Origin of the sequence: Streptomyces sp. MnatMP-M17, from assembly GCF_900091995.1 — a bacterium.
In the GTDB taxonomy this organism is placed as follows: Bacteria; Actinomycetota; Actinomycetes; order Streptomycetales; family Streptomycetaceae; genus Streptomyces.
In genome coordinates, this window is record NZ_FMDK01000423.1 from 1 (window position 1) to 1,777 (window position 1,777).

The window sequence follows — 1,777 nt, forward strand, 5'->3', positions numbered from 1 at the left end:
GACTGGCTGGCCTGGCGTCCGGTCGACTGCCAGCTGCCGGCCCAGGGCTGGAAGATCCATGTGTCGGCGTGTCCGGACAACGCCGAATCGGTCCTGGACCGCGTCATGAGGTACTGCGTACCGCGCGACATCGCCTTCAAGTTCGTGCCGAGCCGCTATCTGCTGCACACCCGCAACGCCAAGTACGCGGACCGCGGCGCGAGCGGGAAGTTCATCACCGTGTATCCGGCCGACGACCGGCGGTGCGGGATCGTCGCCGCTGAACTGGACGCCCTGCTGGCGGGCGAGCCGGGACCGTACATCCTCAGCGATCTGCGCTGGGGCCAAGGCCCTGTCCATCTCCGCTACGGCAGCTTCACCCAGCGGAACTGCTACGACGCCGACGGCGAACTCCGCCCGGCCGTCGAGAACGCGGAGGGACGGCTCGTACCGGATCTGCGGGAACCGGCCTTCCGCATTCCCGAGTGGATCACTCCGCCGTCCTTTCTGCGTCCGCATCTCGAAGCGCGCAACGCCGTGTCCGTCGCGGACCTGCCTTATACGATCGAGCGGGCGCTGCACTTCTCCAACGGCGGCGGAGTCTATGCCGCACGCGACAGCAGGAGCGGCGAGAAGGTCGTCCTCAAGGAGGCCCGGCCGTACGCCGGGCTGGCCGCCGACGGCGCCGACGCCGTCACCCGGCTCAGGCGTGAACAGGACGCCCTGGAACGGCTGTCGGGACTGGACTGCACACCGGAGGTGCTGGACAGCTTCACTCTGGGCGGCCATCACTTCCTGGTGCTCCAGTACATCGAGGGCAGACCGCTCAACACATTCTTCGCCCGGCGGCATCCGCTGATCGACACCGATCCGGACGCGGCCCGCCTCGCCGAGTACACCGACTGGGCACTGAGGATCCACCGGCTGGTGGAGGAGGCAGTCGAGGCGGTACACGGGCGCGGTGTGGTCTTCAACGATCTGCATCTGTTCAACATCATGGTCTCCGAGGACGAGTCGTCCGTGGTGCTGCTCGACTTCGAGGCCGCGGCGCCCGTTGAGGTCAACGGACGCCAGACAGTGGCCAATCCGGCCTTTGTCGCACCGTCCGACCGGCGTGGCTTGGATGTCGACCGCTATGCCCTGGCCTGTCTGCGGCTGGCTCTGTTCATACCGCTGACCAGTCTGTTCACCGTCGACCGCGCCAAGGCCGCGCATCTCGCCGAGATCGTGGCGCGGCAGTTCCCGGTCGAGCGCGCGTTCCTCGACGAGGCCGTCGCCGAGTTGCTCCGCGATCCCGTGGGCGACCGGAAGACGGCCGCCGGTCCATGGGCCGCGGGAGACGGCCCCGTCGAGGGGCCCATGGCGGGCGAGAGCCGCGCCATGGGCCCCTATCTGCCGGCCGAGCCCGCCGACTGGCCACGGAGCCGGGACTCCATGGTGAACGCGATCCTCGCCTCGGCGTCGCCCGACCGCGAGGACCGCTTCTTCCCCGGTGACATCGCCCAGTTCGCCACGGCGGGCGGCGGTCTGTCCTTCGGCCACGGAACGGCCGGCGTGCTGTACGCGCTGGAGGAGAGCGGCGCGGGCCGGTGCGTTCCGGCGGAGGAGTGGCTGCTGCTGAGAACGAAGGAACCGGCCTCGGGCACACCGCTCGGTTTCTACGACGGTCTGGCCGGCCTCGCCTGGACACTGAACCGGCTCGGCCATACACAACGCGCCCTTGAATTGACCGAACTGACGCTCGGTCAGCCCTGGGAGTCCCTGCCGCCCGGTCTGTACGGCGGGGCCGCCGGGCTGG

At 69.3% G+C, this 1,777-nt stretch carries 1 protein-coding gene; it reads left to right on the forward strand.

What is annotated here, in order from left to right:
* A partial coding sequence (lanKC, locus tag GA0115259_RS19350) for a class III lanthionine synthetase LanKC (protein ID WP_107469222.1) occupies nt 1-1,777 on the forward strand: 1,777 nt, incomplete at both ends.